A 14,824-nucleotide genomic window follows, 5' to 3' on the forward strand; every position below is an offset into this window, starting at 1 on the left:
GTCTTGGCTTGGCTTGGCTTGGCTTGGCTTGGCTTGGCTTGGCTTGGCTTGGCTTGGCTTGGCTTGGCTTGGCTTGGCTTGGCTTGGCTTGGCTTGGCTTGGCTTGGCTTGGCTTGGCTTGGCTTGGCTTGGCTTTCAAATTATTGTTTGGTATTTTCATTTTTCAAGTTTTATTTCACGGTTACTCGATTTTTATTTGAGTACAGATCGTTAAGGATTTAATCATTAAGGCGGATGGTATGGCACCCCAAGACATCAAGGCATTGAACAAAAAATACCGCAGAAAATTTTCCCCGACTGATTTTATTTGCAATGTTTTCTGGCGTTTCCGCTACGCCTATCCCCGCTAACTTTTCAGTGAGTTCCTGATAGGTGACATCGCGGCGCTTTAGTTCTGCTTTTAACAGTCCCTTAACGCGGCTTTCCCAATCCTGCTCCATCGCTATTTCCTATATTTGATGATTTATATCATCATACACGATATATTTATATTGACAAAGTAAGTTAAATTCATCATCATCATATACAGTATGTTAATCTCCACAAATGATGATTATGACTCAACACTTTCTCCTTTCTGCAAAAGCCCGCACTTTATCCCTGCGCCGCGTGTTTGAAATGAACGACGAGCAGGCATTCAAGGTCTTTAAAAAAGTGCGCTGGGGTGATGGCAAGGCCGTGACTTGCCCGATGTGTGGCGTCGTGCATGAGCACTATTTCATCGCCACGCGCCGCCAGTGGCGCTGCAAAGACTGCAATCACACTTTCAGCGTGACCTCCGGCACGATCTTCGCGTTTCACAAGCTACCGCTAAAAATGTACCTGGCAGCGATTGCGATCTACACCAATGCCGTAAAAGGTATTTCCGCGCTGCAAATGGGGCGAGACTTAGACGTGCAGTACAAAACCGCCTTCGTTCTATGCCATAAAATCAGGGAATCTCTGATGGAGCGGCGCGATGATGCGCCGCTGTCAGGTGAGATTCACATGGACGGTGCGTATGTGAACGGACACATCCGGCCGAAGAATAAAAAGGAAGACCGCATAGATCGCCGCCTGTTCATCAACCAACGCACGGATAAACGCTGCGTATTCGTCATGCGACAAAAAACGAATATCGTCGGCAGCACCATCCAGGGAGCCAATAAAACGATTTCATTCGTGATTAAGGCAGAGAATCAGGCCGATGTCGGTAAGTTGGCGGATCTGTATGTGAAAAAGGGGTCTGTCATTTGCGCCGATGAATCGAACGCCTACGATGGCTTGCACGCTAAATTTGATACGCGCCGTGTTAATCACTCGATTGAATATCGCAGCGATGCTGGCACGACGAATAATCTGGCTGAATCGTATTTTTCGCGGTTCCGCCGCATGCAGTACGGTCAGACGCATAAGTTCGGCAATCTGTACCTGGCAAATTATGCCAATGAAGCCGCCTACCGCGAAGATACGCGCCGCATGACTAACGGCGATATCTTTGATGATATTTGCATGAAGTGCGTACAAACAAAAACGCACCATGACTGGTGCGGTTACTGGCAGGGGAATAAGCGGACTGCTGAGCGGCTGGCCGCTTGAGTATTACTATCCAGTCAAATAATTTCCCATTGCATGACGCCGCGCTCGCCGCTAGCATCGACCTCTCTGAGAATGCGGCGCGTTACCAGGCGGTGCAGTACGGCCAGAATGTTCTTTTGAATCCTCGCCACGATGGCGGGAGTGGCTTCAATCCCCTTGCGCTTTATCAGAGCATCTGCAATTTCACGACTGCACATAGCAGCTTGCTTCTCACGCATCAAATCCAAAGTCATGCGTTGCGCCTCACCCTGAGCAAAATATTGATTGCGCGTATTGGTTCGTTTAGACTTGACGGTGCGCAGGTCGTATTCTGGTGAAAACAGTTTAATTGTGCCGTCGATGTGCGATAAGGCATGTTGCAAGCGCTGGATTTCTGACTGATACGATGCGATTTGACCTGCGACTTCGGAACGCTTGGATACCAAGCCCGAGACTACGTGAGATTCTGCCATGTTGACTCCCAAAAAAATGATTACTGATTGGGGTAGTGTAGATTTTTAGATCAAGAAAAGCTCTGTGCGGCTGCTACATAATTCCGGATTCTCCTGTTGATGTGTGGAATAACCATGAACCAATAGCCTGATAATCAGGTAGGTTTTCACCAGTCAGAATCTTGTCAATGTCAATTGGTTCTCCAAGTGTGCAGTAGGTGAAATCTCCACCAAGCCCATCAATTGATTCAGCGATTGTCTTTTCACCATAAACTGCAAGAAAACCATCTTTGACCTCTTTTTTAATGGTGTCGTATTTATGTTTTTCCAAGTTTTCAATACTATGAATCTTGTCAAGAATTGAGTCTGCTTTTTTGAGGCTGGTAAAGGTAATACTCTCTTTGTGCAATTCGGTTTTTTGCACTCCACTGAATGAATATCCCTTGATGACTCGCCTAACTCTTTCGGCTGTCAGATCATCAGCATATTCCTCACACTCAACCAGAATGAATTGTCTATCACCGTCATCCTCTTGGTTGAGTTCCATTAATGCGTGGGCTGTTGTTCCTGAGCCTGCAAAGGAGTCAAGAACGATTGAGTTTTCATCAGTAGCTAATTCAAGAATTTTCTTAATTAACCTTACAGGTTTTGGCGTATCAAAAGGATTGTCTTTGTCAGAAAAAATCTGTTTAATTTCCTTTTTAGCCTCATCATTATGTCCAACATCAGTATGTGACCACCAAGTACCTTGAACTACGCCCTTAACATCTTTTAGAAATCGTTTATACCTTGGTGTGGGATTTTCCAAATCCAAGCCCCACCAAATTCGCTTTTCCTTTACGTTTTTTTCATGCTTTTCTTTGCTGTATCGCCATACTGCTGTTTTGCTCGGCCATACCTCTTTTTCAGTTTTTGGATGGATTAATGGATAGTAAAGGTTAGGTCTTTGGTCGGCTGTCTTGTTGCACGTGTAGTCACCTGATGTCCAGTCACCACGATCATCTTTATCTGGATTTTTATAAAGTTTGTTTTGTTCGTCTGTTCTATCGTTTCTGCTTAAGGTTGCAATTGCTTTACCTTGTGCATTGAACTCCCTCTTTTTTGTATAGCAAAGAATGTAGTCATGCATTGCAGACAAATCCACCGTATCATTAGATGGTGCATATTTCTTTTGCCAGCAAACACATCCAATGAAATTTTGTTCTCCAAAAATCTCATCAAAAAGCAACCTTGCTCTATGAATCTCACTGTCGTCAAGAGTCATCCAAATCGTTGCACTGTCTGACATCAGTTCATGAATAAGTTTGACTCGTGGATACATCATTGAGAGCCACTTGTCATGTCTAAGCATGTCGTCTTGCTTAATCGGATTACTGTTGAGCCATTCAGTTAAGAATGGGCTACTTACATTATCGTTGTAAGCCCATCCCTGTGAACCTGTGTTGTATGGTGGGTCAATAAAGACACAATCAATTTTCCCTGCATACAGTGGCATCAATGCTTTCAATGCATGTAGGTTGTCCCCCTGCACAACAAGATTGCCATTCAAGTCAGGTGAGCCGATGGATTTTTTTTCATCCGAGACTAACGGACGATATGGAACTGATAGATGGTGGTTAAAGACAAACTCTTTACCTTTAAATTGAATTTCTGGCATAACAACCTTTATTAAATTTTTGTTGTAAGTATAAACGTCAGAAACGAAAAAAAACCGCAGTGTACTAAAACACTGCGGTTTTTTTAATTTGGTGGGCCTCCCGTGAGTCGAACACGGTACCAACGGATTATGCTTACCAACTACGACTTTCGCCGCCCCTTTCGGGTTTGTGGTCTGGACTGTCTCTTGTCTTTACGACCTGTCCGTACAGTCTCTACACGTTCTCTCTTAACGAGAGCTTCGCTCGGGATTGCCACGATGATTGCTCATCAGAGGTTTCCCCGAATTTGAACAGTTCTACCTAAAGGCAGAGTCAACTTACCTAAAGGCAACCCAATCAATGAACTCCGTACTCTTACGAGCCTTAGGAGAGCATTTGTTAAGTCCGCTGCTCTAACCAACATGAGCTAGAGGCCCTGAAACTGAAAATTTACTGCATAGACTACAAATAAAACGAGGTCATTTGTAGCCTATTCGTAGCCTAGGCCACTTTTTCAATTTAAAATCAACTATAAATCATTGATTTTAAACGATATTTTTACATCTCTGTACAGCTTATGAGTCCGCTGCTCTAACCAACATGAGCTAGAGGCCCATTTTTCTTCACGTTTTCTATTTTTTTGATTAGTTTTTCTGTTCAGAGAAACTAAAAAATTTAATAAAAGTCGTTTGCTACTGACTATGATTTACACCGAAAAATCGGCGCAAAAAAATACATTAGCGCTGAAAAAAATCAGCGCTAATTATATAACATTAATTCCCTTCGAGGAAGCTCTTGAGCTTGTCGGAGCGGGATGGGTGACGTAATTTACGCAATGCTTTTGCCTCTATTTGGCGAATGCGTTCGCGGGTGACGTCGAATTGTTTACCGACCTCTTCTAAGGTGTGATCGGTCGACATTTCTACGCCGAAACGCATACGTAATACTTTGGCTTCGCGTGGTGTCAAAGAGTCCAACACGTCTTTGACGACGTTGCGCATCGATGCGTGCAAGGCAGCGTCGGCGGGTGCCAATGTATGGTTGTCTTCGATGAAATCACCTAAGTGGGAATCATCGTCGTCACCAATTGGGGTTTCCATGGAAATCGGTTCTTTCGCGATTTTCATGATCTTGCGGATTTTGTCTTCTGGCATTTCCATCTTGATCGCCAGCGTTGCAGGATCTGGCTCTACGCCTGTTTCTTGCAAAATCTGACGTGAGATACGATTCATTTTATTGATCGTTTCTATCATGTGCACCGGGATACGGATGGTGCGCGCCTGATCGGCGATGGAACGGGTGATCGCCTGACGAATCCACCATGTGGCGTACGTAGAGAATTTGTAACCACGGCGGTATTCAAACTTATCCACGGCCTTCATCAAACCGATATTGCCTTCTTGAATCAGATCGAGGAATTGCAAACCGCGATTCGTGTATTTTTTTGCGATAGAAATAACCAGACGCAAGTTCGCTTCGGTCATTTCACGCTTGGCTTTACGGGCTTTCATTTCACCAGCGGACATGCGCTTGTTAATGTTGCGCAGGTCTGGGAGTGGCAATACAACGCGCAATTGCAGGTCGATCAATTTTTGTTGCAACTGCTGTACAGCTGGAACGTTACGTCCAAGCACTGCGCTGTATGAATGTCCGGAATTGACTTCGCCTTCAACCCATTTGAGGTTGGTTTCATTACCTGGGAATACCTTAATAAAGTGCGAACGTGGCATGCCGCAACGATTCACCGCAACTTCTAAGATTTGCTTTTCGATATGGCGTACTTCATCAACTTGACCGCGCAAGGTGTCGCATAATTTCTCGACGACCTTAGCGGTGAAACGAATGCCGAGCAATTCATTAGAGATGGCTTCTTGCGCTTTTACATAAGACTTTGAGTTATAACCCTCTTTTTCGAAAGATTTGCGCATCTTGTCGAAATTGGTGGAAATAATTTCAAACTTTGCCAGCGCATCACGCTTCATTTGCTCTAGCTGTTCAGCAGAAATGGCAGCAGCACCAGCGGCACCGCCATCATCGTCTTCTTCGTCTTCTTCCTCTTCGTCTTCTTCGTCTTCTTCATCTTCTTCAGACACAGCAGCAACAACGACAGGCGCAGGTTCATCGCTGGCATTTGGGTCAACCAAGCCATCAACGATTTCGTCAATTTTCATTTCGTCGGCAGCGATTTTTTCTGCCGCGGCAAGAATTTCTGCGATGGTCGTTGGACACGCAGAAATTGCCTGAATCATGTCTTTCAGACCTTCTTCAATTTTCTTAGCGATGACGATTTCGCCTTCGCGAGTCAGCAACTCAACCGAGCCCATTTCGCGCATGTACATGCGGACTGGATCGGTGGTGCGACCGAAATCAGAATCAACTGTCGACAGCGCTGCTTCAGCGGCTGCTTCAACTTCATCATCATCGGTGGTGACGGTAACGACGTTATCGGATAACAATAAAGTTTCCGCATCCGGTGCCTGTTCGTAGACAGCAACACCCATGTCGTTAAAGGTGCCAATAATGCCTTCAATTGCTTCGGGATCGACAACGTTTTCTGGCAGGTGATCGTTGATCTCTGCAAACGTTAAGTAGCCGCGATCTTTACCCAGTTTGATCAGGGTTTTGAGCTTTTGACGACGACGTTCGAGTTCTTCTTCAGTTGCTTCTGGATCAGAAGAAAACGCGTCCTTCAGCAAGGCTTTTTCTTTGGCTTTGCGGTCTTTTGCTTTTGCCTTGTCAATTGCTTTCATCTCTGCGCGTTCGACCGCGTTCAATGCTGCAATTTCTTCGTTTTCTGGCTGGTATTCTTTTGGTTTGCGTCCGCGACGGCCAGGCACTTTTACGCCTGGCAAAACATAACCGGACGTATCAATCGCGGCCAATACCGCCGCATCAGTCGTCTGCGAAACGGTTGGTGCAGATCCAGTCTTGATTTCCTGAACTTCAGGTGCAGCTTTCGCTGATTTCTTGGTAGGCTTAGTCACTGTCTTTGAATCGGTTTTGTTAGTTGTCACGGAAGCTTTCGATGTTGCGGATACCACTGGGTCAGCTTGCGGCGATTCGATAACGACTCGCGTTTGCTTACCAGCAATCTGATGAGTTGCGACTTCCGCAATTTTCTCATCACTTTTTTTGACTCGGGATGGCGTCTTGGGCGCCACTTCTGCTACTTGTTTTACCGGTGTTTTTGTCGGTAATTTGTTGCCTGATGCAGAAGTCACCACATCAGTCTCTGTTTTTGCGCTACGTTTATTTGCCGTTGCTGCAAGCTTTGGTGCAGACTCAACACCTTGGGCTACGTTCACTTTAGGCGCTTTAGAACCTTTCGCAACCTCTAATTTATCAGTGGCTTTTGAAGGTACCGCACTTGACTTTGGCGCTGCCTTTGCAGGCGTCGCTTTTTTATCGGCGACCTTGGTTGCAAGCTTAGTAACTGGCTTCGCTGTCGGCTTCGCAGTCGGCTTAGTCTCGGACTTCGCTACGACCTTGGCGGCTGGTTTGGGCGCAGGCTTACTGGCTGCCTTAGATTGCGTTTTAACGTCGACACTTGTTGCTTTGGCTACTGCTGTTTTACTGACCGTCTTTGTTGCAGGGGCGATGCTTGCATTAGTAGACGTCTTTGTTGCAGTCTTTTTAACTGCTGCAGACGCCAGTGTTTTCGCGGGTTTCTTCATTGCGCTAGCCATTGAATCAAACCATCCGGAACTGTGGAAGTCAAATGCCCGTACCGCGCACAAATCGCACAAAAAGAAATGCCACGACGCAAGAGCAAATGACCTGCATGCGGTGCAAACCCATTTTTGTTTCAGACTTCCCGAGACTCAGCGCCAGTGTTTTGGGTTACTCGGAGGAGCATTACGCTCACCTAAACAACACATTTCGACGCAATAAGACAAATTTGCGCGAAATGAAACAACCTAAGACCTTGAATCATAAGCCTTTAATTATAGCACGCTGTCAAGCATTTCTCTAGTCTAAAGCTAGACAAACGACAACTAAACTGATAAAAAAATAGGCAAATTTTTTGCGTAACAGCCCTTGAAATTTCCCTGCAAAGACACCACTTCGGGTGCAAAATCGAGACGCAACAGATGTAAAAAAAGTAATTATTTTTTCCACACACTGTCTCCTTTTACACCACACTTTCAGCAAAAATCACACAATTACGCAATCACGCAATCACGGATGATGCCACTGGATAAGCGATCCATTTCCGCATGGACATTATTGCACTAGCGTATGCCGGCTTCCGTCACCGCTTGTTGACGCAGCACTTCTTGCAATTGCATAATTTCGCGCCAGCGAGCCTTATCTTCATCGGTCTTTAAACCAGAAGATACCAGTCGCTCCGCTTCACTCTTCAATGCCTGCGATCGAATCTGACGGATAGCGCCGGTTAATTCCAATTTAACCAAATCAGGATCGGTATCGGTTTGCTCTGCAACTTCCGCGATTAAACCATCAAAATCCTGGCTTACTGCTTTTAACTGCTCGGCAAGTGCAGCAAATTGAGCGCCCTCGCCCATGCTTTGAGCAATCATAACCAACTGCATCAACATTGCTGCACCATCAGGCGCCAATAGTGCAGCCTCAGATAAGATCGCATCGTCAAGCATCATCGCCAATGCAGGATAAGCCACCAAAATACGCATAATCTGGCGCTCCAAACCAACGGGCGCGCTGCGTTTTGAGCGTGGTGGCGCCAGTTTGACGCGTGCAACTGGCTGCGAAAGTTCGAACAAAGCTTCAATCTCTGCTGGCGTAGTCTGCGTTAATTGCGCCAGATTTCTGACAATTTGCAGACGTAAGCCTGATGGCTGCATCCCTTGCAGCAAAGGTTTGGCATCGAATTGTGTCCTGGCACGTCCCTCAGCGGAACTCAAATCATTATCGCCAACCATCTCACGCATAAAAAACTGCGACAAAGGCATGGCTTCGTGCACCTGCTGATCAAATGCGTCCGCACCATATTCACGGATAAAACTATCCGGATCGTGCTCCGCAGGTAAAAACAGAAACTTGATGAACTTGTCATCATTCGCATGCGGCAAACAAGCGTCGAGCGCGCGCCGGGCGGCACGACGGCCTGCGCTGTCACCGTCAAAACTGAACACCACATGATCCGTCTGTCGCAACAATTTTTGGACATGCGTCGGCGTACATGCCGTGCCCAAGGTAGCGACCGCTTGCGGAAAACCCATTTGTGCCAGCGCAACGACGTCCATATAACCTTCAGTCACCAAGACATAACCCGCTTCACGAATCGCTTGTCGCGCTTCAAACAGACCGTAGAGTTCGAACCCCTTTTGGAACAAAGGGGTTTCTGGTGAGTTCAGATATTTAGGCTCGCCTTGCTCCATGATCCGACCACCAAAACCAATGACCTGACCTTTGGTATTGCGAATCGGAAACATGACGCGATCACGAAAACGGTCGTAGCGTTTGCGACCACCGCCCTCTTCTTCACTTTTATCAATCACCAGACCAGCTTCCACCAGCTCTGGTGCCTGATAATCAGCAAAAACAGAACGCAATCCATCCCACGCATCAGGAGCAAAACCCAAGCCAAAACGGGCCGCGATTTCACCAGTCAACCCGCGTTTTTTAAGGTAAGCGATCGCTTGCGGAGCGCCACGCAGTTGCTGCTTGTAATACTCGCCCGCTTTCGTCATTACTTCAGATAGAGCGAGGCTTTTTGCGGTAGCCTCGGCACGTTGCGCCGGTAACATCCTATCTTCTTCGGGAACAATCATGCCATTGCTTTGCGCCAGATCGCGAATCGCATCGACATAACTGAGGCCAGAATATTCCATCAAAAAACCGATAGAACTACCATGCGCGCCACAACCAAAGCAATGATAAAACTGCTTGGTCGGGCTAACGGTAAAACTTGGGGATTTCTCATTATGGAAGGGACACAAACCCATGTAGTTTGCGCCACCTTTTTTGAGCTGAACGTACTTACCCACCACGTCAACAATATCAACGCGGGCCAACAAGTCTTGAATAAAACTTTGTGGTATCACCGTGGATTACTGGCTTTACAGCTTTGGCAATAGGTCAATGAAGACAGGCAAATCAGCGTGTCAACGCAGCTTTAACCAGACCAGACACTTTACCCATGTCGGCACGGCCAGCCAATTTTGTTTTGAGCACGTCGATAACTTTACGCATGTCTTGTGGACCTGCTGCACCGGTCTCGGTGACGGCGGCGGCAACTGCGGCCTGCACTACCTCATCGGACAATGCGGCAGGCATATATGTCGACAGCACAGCCAATTCTGCTTTTTCAATGTCGGCCAAATCCTGACGGCCACCCGCTTCAAATTGCTGAATAGAATCTTTCCGTTGCTTAATCATTTTTTCGATGATTGCCAGGATCATGCCATCATCCAACTCAACACGCTCATCGACTTCTTTTTGCTTCATTGCAGCTGTCAATAAGCGGATCGTGCCCAGCTTGCCTGCTTCTTTAGCACGCATTGCGGCTTTCATGTCGTCGGTGATTTGGTCTTTTAAGCTCATATACTTACCTTTTTAACCCGGGAAACTGAATCAGATAAAAACAACAAAGCCCGCTGCGGCTGACCGGAGCGGGCATGCAAAACCTAAGTAGTACTATTTAACATCGCACCTGGCATGGCCAGATACAACATCAGAATTAATACATTTTCTTAGGCAATTGCTGACTACGAATGCGTTTGTAGTGACGCTTAACAGCTGCTGCCAGCTTACGTTTGCGTTCTGCAGTTGGCTTCTCGTAGAACTCGCGAGCGCGCAATTCGGTCAACAGACCGGTCTTTTCGATAGTGCGCTTGAAGCGGCGCATGGCGACTTCGAACGGCTCGTTTTCTTTAAGGCGAATTGTGGTCATGTAAGTTCAAACCATTGAAAGATTATAGGAAGACATAGATAGTAACAGGATTTTTGATTTATGGGAAGGAATCTGATTAAATCTTACGCAAAAACTTTAATCTGCCTTGCCAATAAACTTAGAAAGTCAACACTTCTTGCCAGCATTTTTTAAACAAGGTGGGGAGTATCAAGCAAAATGCATGATTTGTCTACATATAATATAGACTTGAAAATATACCCCTACCCAGTATAAAAACGTAAAAAGAATCAATGCCAAATAACCACATTGAGATATTTTTACAACGCCAAGCCTGCCGCACTCCCCGACGCCCAAGCCCATTGAAAATTAAATCCACCCAACCAGCCAGTCACGTCCACCGACTCGCCAATAAAATACAAACCAGGAACCTTGGCCGCCATCATGCTCTGTTGCGACAACGCCCGCGTGTCTACGCCGCCACGAGTTACCTCGGCTTTGCGATAGCCTTCCGAGCCATTTGGCAACAATTCCCAGCGATTGAGCTTTTCACCCAAAGTACGCAGACGTTTATCCTGCATATCGGCAATTTTGAGATCACCATCAAAACCATGCGCAGACAATAAGCCGTCAACCAAGCGCGCCGGCAGGTACTGCGCCAGATAATTCGCAATATTTTTCTTGGTTGTTGTTTTTGCCGCAATCAACTCTTCTGCGACATCCAATTCTGGCAATAAATTAATCCGGATCGCGGCACCCGGCTGCCAAAAGCTCGATATCTGCAACACGCCCGGCCCCGATAAGCCCTTGTGTGTAAACAAGAGATCTTCGCGAAAAACGGTCTTCGATTTTTTCTCACCCGTTTCAATATTGACTTCGAGAGAAATCCCGGACAAAGGCACAAACGGCTCCCAAGCTTTTGCATCAAACGTTAAGGGGACCAAGGCTGGGCGTGGCTCGATGACTTTAATGCCGAATTGGCGAGCGATTTTGTGGGCGAAGTCAGTGGCACCAATCTTGGGAATGGACAAACCACCCGTTGCAATGACCACACTCTCTGCGGAAATTTCACCAAGAGATGTGCTTAGTAAGAAGCCCCCCTCATCAAGTTGCGATACCTCATCGACAGCACAAGGCATTCGCCATTGCACCTTACCAGCATCACATTCCGCTTTTAACATACGGATAATGTCTTCCGCACTATCATCGCAAAATAATTGCCCCTTATGTTTCTCATGCCAGGCAATGCCGTGACGCTTCATTAAGGACAGAAAATCTTGCGGAGTGTAGCGTGACAAGGCGCTTTTGCAAAAATGGGGGTTCTCAGACAAAAAGTTGCCAGGTCCCGCGTACAAGTTAGTGAAGTTACAGCGCCCACCACCAGAAATGCGGATTTTCTCTGCCAGGCGCGGTGCATGATCAATCAATACCACGCGTTTGCCGCGCTGACCGGCGACAGCGGCACACATCATTCCCGCTGCACCTGCACCGATAACGGCAACATCAAATTGTTTAGTCATGGCATAACCTTCCTCGGAATCAGGCCGAGATTGTAGCGGATAAGCCTGCGCATCGCTCCTGATTAGCGTCACTATGGGGGCAATTCGGGATCAACAAGCGAATCAATTCATCTGCGACAGACACATTAAAAGACAAACTTGTGCATTCTTGCACCAAAAGAAAGCACGAAATTGTTATATGTATAGAACGATAACGCTGTTAGAAAAACACAACATTTTCTCGAGATTCAGGGTTGATTTAAGTTCAAATTGTAAGAAATTATTGACTTGCTTTCTGCAAAAAGAGATAACTAGACAACGATTGCGCAAACGATTGCGCAATCCGAATTAAATAGCAAAAATTGTTCGCCCTCCCCCTCCAGGATAACTATTTTTTGCACTAAAAAGATCCACACTTTGGACAAACCTCACCTTTGGGATTAATTTTATGCGCAACTTTTCTTCCAAGCAGCTTATGAAGGGCGCTACTCGCACCCTCATCGCTGTGGCAGTTACCGCAGCATTTCCTATGGATGCAGCATGGGCACAAGAAGCCACGCCTAACGCGGCCAGCAACGATGGCACAAAACTGGAAACAGTGATCGTTACTGCTAACCGCCGTTCAGAAAATATCAAAGAAGTACCGATGTCTATCTCTGCAATTAAAGCAGAAGCACTGGACACTTATGGTGCAAGCGGCCTCGATATTCGTTTCTTATCTGCTCGCGTACCAAGCTTGAATATTGAATCCGATTTCGGCCGCACTTTCCCGCGCTTTTATATCCGCGGTTTGGGCAATACCGATTTCGACTTAAATGCATCACAACCGGTCGGTTTAATTTATGACGACATCGTCCAGGAAAGCCCGATATTAAAAGGCTTCCCAGTATTTGACGTCGAACAAGTTGAAATATTACGCGGCCCACAAGGCACACTGTTCGGCCGCAACTCGCCAGCGGGTGTAATCAAATTTGAATCGGCAAAGCCCACACGTAATTTCGAAGGCTACGGAAGCGTTGGTTATGGTAACTATGGCGCCGTTAACCTTGAAGGTGCGGTTAACGTCCCGCTGAATCAAGATTGGGCAATGCGTTTTTCTGCTCAAGGGCAAAGTCGCAACGACCGTGTTACCAATCCTATGAGCACCGGAACAAAGACGTTTGAAGGCTACCATGACAATGCTGCGCGTCTGCAATTTTTATACAAAAATGGTGATTTCAACGCTCTGTTCAATGTCCATGGTCGCGATATGGCCGGCAATGCTACTTTGTTCCGCGCTAATATCATTCAAAAAGGCACTAATGATATCGTGCCAGGGTTTGACTATGGTTCATATCCAACAGATGGTCTGAACAAACAAACCCTGGCATCCGAAGGTGCCAATGCACGCCTGCGCTGGGATCTGAATGGCTTGACGGTCTACTCCATCACAGGATACGACAAAGCAAAATTCTATAGCCGCGCTGACGTTGACGGTGGCTACGGTGCATCATTTGCCTCCACAATGGGGCCAGGTTTCATTCCATTCCCAGCTGAAACAGCGGATGGACTGCCATACCTGCGCCAGATCACTCAGGAAGTTCGTGTTCAGTCTAATACCAGCGATCCGCTGCAATGGATTACCGGCTTGTACTACTTTAACGAAAAAATCCAGGTAGATAGTTTTGACTACAACTCACTGGGCGGCAATGTTCAGGATGGTTACGCAGTTCAACATCAAAACTCCACATCGTATGCGGCATTTGGTTCGGTCAACTACGCTGTCAACGAGCAATTTAAAGTCCGTGCTGGTCTGCGCTACACCAAAGACAGCAAAGACTTCGATGCACAACGCCAATGGACGCCAGGCAATCCTATCAGCGCAGGTGGCACACCTGTCCTGACTGCCAACCCATCGGCAAGCAACGTTACCTGGGATTTGAGCGGTAGTTACGCTTTAGACAAAACGACTAACTTGTTTGCTCGCGTTGCCACTGGCTACCGCGCACCGAGTGTTCAAGGTCGCGTCTTGTTTGGCGATACCATCTCTGTTGCGCAATCTGAAAAGAACTTGTCTTTTGAAGCTGGCATAAAGAAAGACATTCTGGACAACACTGCGCACGTTGATTTCACAGTCTTCCAATACACAGCAAAAGATCTGCAATTAACCGCTGGTAGCGGTGGCGTTAATCAGAACAAACTGGTAAATGCGGATAAAGCAACTGGTCAAGGATTCGAACTTGATTTACGTGCGAATCTGAGCCGCAACTGGAAAGCAACGGTTGGTGTCAGCTATAACGATACCCAAATCAAGGATCCAAACCTGTTCGTCGCTGCCTGCGGCAATGGCTGTACCGTAACGAATCCTGCTGGTCCATTCAAAGGCACAGCAGCAATCAACGGCAATCCACTGCCACGTGCACCTAAATGGGTTGGCAACTTCAACCTGAAATATACAACGCAAGTTGGCGAAGGCACTCTGTACGCAATCACTGACTGGGCATACAAAGACTCCTACAACATGTTCTTGTATGAAGCAGCTGAATACAAAGCAAAATCTTTGTTAGAAGGTGGTCTGCGTGTTGGTTATCAATGGGCTGATGGTAAATACGAATTGGCTGCGTATGGTCGTAACATCACCAACAAACAGCAAGTTGTTGCAGCGATTGACTTCAATAACCTGACAGGTATTTTGAATGAACCGCGTAGCTACGGTGTTCAGTTCAAAGCCAACTTCTGATTTAATTGGCGGATTCAATTTCGAAGTGCAACCACATGTTGATGCGATTGTAACTGCTTCATAAATACTTGGTGCGGCGTTTTGAAGCCGAGACATTTTCTGGGACGATGATTTAAGCTGTTCATCGC

11 protein-coding genes and 1 pseudogene are annotated in these 14,824 nt (G+C 46.6%); 3 read left to right on the top strand and 9 right to left on the bottom strand.

What is annotated here, in order from left to right; translation table 11 throughout:
• Positions 1 to 214: hypothetical protein (locus tag ACO0K1_RS18560; protein WP_423028438.1), on the top strand; the 214-nt coding region annotated here is incomplete at its 5' end.
• 4 nt (positions 215 to 218) lie between these two features.
• Here the strand turns inward: ACO0K1_RS18560 and ACO0K1_RS18565 are convergent.
• Positions 219 to 440, bottom strand: coding sequence for a DUF6471 domain-containing protein (locus tag ACO0K1_RS18565; protein ID WP_423028440.1), 222 nt, complete (start codon positions 438 to 440; stop codon positions 219 to 221).
• A 106-nt stretch (positions 441 to 546) separates the two neighbouring features.
• On the opposite strand from ACO0K1_RS18565, the gene ACO0K1_RS18570 reads away from it, so the two are divergent.
• Positions 547 to 1,578 carry an IS1595 family transposase gene (locus ACO0K1_RS18570; protein ID WP_423028442.1) on the top strand — a complete coding sequence of 344 codons (1,032 nt, stop codon included), beginning with the start codon at positions 547 to 549 and terminating at the stop codon, positions 1,576 to 1,578.
• 14 nt (positions 1,579 to 1,592) lie between these two features.
• Here the strand turns inward: ACO0K1_RS18570 and ACO0K1_RS18575 are convergent, their stop codons facing one another.
• The 7 genes from ACO0K1_RS18575 to ACO0K1_RS18605 form a co-directional block, all read right to left on the bottom strand.
• Positions 1,593 to 2,030, bottom strand: coding sequence for a hypothetical protein (locus ACO0K1_RS18575; RefSeq protein ID WP_423028444.1), 438 nt, complete (start codon positions 2,028 to 2,030; stop codon positions 1,593 to 1,595).
• A 73-nt stretch (positions 2,031 to 2,103) separates the two neighbouring features.
• Entirely contained in the window at positions 2,104 to 3,666 is a 1,563-nt protein-coding gene (locus tag ACO0K1_RS18580) for a site-specific DNA-methyltransferase (protein ID WP_423028446.1), read from the bottom strand.
• Between the two features lie 753 nt (positions 3,667 to 4,419).
• A complete protein-coding gene (gene rpoD, locus ACO0K1_RS18585) occupies positions 4,420 to 6,579 on the bottom strand; it encodes an RNA polymerase sigma factor RpoD (protein WP_423028456.1) in 2,160 nt (719 codons plus the stop codon).
• Between the two features lie 1,299 nt (positions 6,580 to 7,878).
• Positions 7,879 to 9,672, bottom strand: a complete 1,794-nt coding sequence (dnaG, locus tag ACO0K1_RS18590) for a DNA primase (RefSeq protein ID WP_423028448.1) — start codon at positions 9,670 to 9,672, stop codon at positions 7,879 to 7,881.
• Positions 9,673 to 9,724: 52 nt separating this feature from the next.
• On the bottom strand, positions 9,725 to 10,171 hold the full coding sequence (locus ACO0K1_RS18595) for a GatB/YqeY domain-containing protein (protein ID WP_423028450.1): 447 nt from the start codon (positions 10,169 to 10,171) through the stop codon (positions 9,725 to 9,727).
• A gap of 136 nt (positions 10,172 to 10,307) precedes the next feature.
• Complete coding sequence (rpsU, locus tag ACO0K1_RS18600; RefSeq protein WP_005877634.1) at positions 10,308 to 10,520, bottom strand: 30S ribosomal protein S21; 213 nt, start codon at positions 10,518 to 10,520, stop codon at positions 10,308 to 10,310.
• Between the two features lie 278 nt (positions 10,521 to 10,798).
• Positions 10,799 to 11,998 carry an NAD(P)/FAD-dependent oxidoreductase gene (locus tag ACO0K1_RS18605; protein WP_423028452.1) on the bottom strand — a complete coding sequence of 400 codons (1,200 nt, stop codon included), beginning with the start codon at positions 11,996 to 11,998 and terminating at the stop codon, positions 10,799 to 10,801.
• Between the two features lie 427 nt (positions 11,999 to 12,425).
• Here ACO0K1_RS18605 and ACO0K1_RS18610 point away from each other — a divergent pair, with 427 nt between their 5' ends.
• Entirely contained in the window at positions 12,426 to 14,696 is a 2,271-nt protein-coding gene (locus ACO0K1_RS18610) for a TonB-dependent receptor (protein WP_423028454.1), read from the top strand.
• 14 nt (positions 14,697 to 14,710) lie between these two features.
• Here the strand turns inward: ACO0K1_RS18610 and ACO0K1_RS18615 are convergent.
• Positions 14,711 to 14,824, bottom strand: a pseudogene (locus tag ACO0K1_RS18615) (IS30 family transposase); the annotation flags it as partial.

Source organism: Undibacterium sp. SXout20W, assembly GCF_049340285.1.
Taxonomy (GTDB): domain Bacteria; phylum Pseudomonadota; class Gammaproteobacteria; order Burkholderiales; family Burkholderiaceae_D; genus Undibacterium.